This is a genomic window from Acidocella sp. MX-AZ02, from assembly GCF_000306035.1.
GTDB classification, from domain to species: domain Bacteria; phylum Pseudomonadota; class Alphaproteobacteria; order Acetobacterales; family Acetobacteraceae; genus Acidocella; species Acidocella facilis.
The window spans coordinates 1-579 of the sequence record NZ_JH976265.1; the positions used below are offsets into that span (position 1 = coordinate 1).

Consider the following 579-nt stretch of genomic DNA (forward strand, 5'->3'; position numbering starts at 1 on the left):
CCGGAAGCGATCTTCATCCGTCAGCCCGGGGCAGAGCGCGACGATATCGCGCCGCAGATTTTCTGCGCCCGCGCCGCCGAGGCGCTGAGCGCGCATCTGGCCGGCGCCGGGCTGGCGGCGGAGGTGCAGAACCGCCAGCATATGGGGTTGTTCCACCATGTCCGTCTCACCCAGGACCCCGGCACCAGCCTGATCATGCTCTGCGACGGGGTGGAGATTCCCCGGCTGGACCAATGGATGACCGGGCTGTTCTCCGGCCCGGCGCTGAGCGGCCCGGTGATCCTCGTCGCCACGGAACGCGAGAGCCCGGTGGGGACTTACCTGGGCGAGGTGGCGCGGCGCGGCGCCGAGCTGCAGGGCCAGGTGCTGGCCAGCCTCGCCGACAACCCCGGCGCCGCGCTGGCCCAGGCGCTGGCGCTGGCACCCACCGAGCTGGTGGCGGTGCTGGATGCGCGGATGCTGGAGATCACCCCGTACTGGCTGGAAGGGCTGCGCGCCCGGCTGGCCGACCCCGGCGTGGCGGCGGTGGCGGCGCGGATGATCACGCCGACCAGCGCGGATGGGCGGCAAGGCGAGGTG

1 pseudogene is annotated in these 579 nt (G+C 73.1%); it reads left to right on the forward strand.

Going from position 1 to position 579, the window contains the following annotated elements:
* A pseudogene (locus tag MXAZACID_RS19570) lies at positions 1-579 on the forward strand (hypothetical protein); the annotation flags it as partial.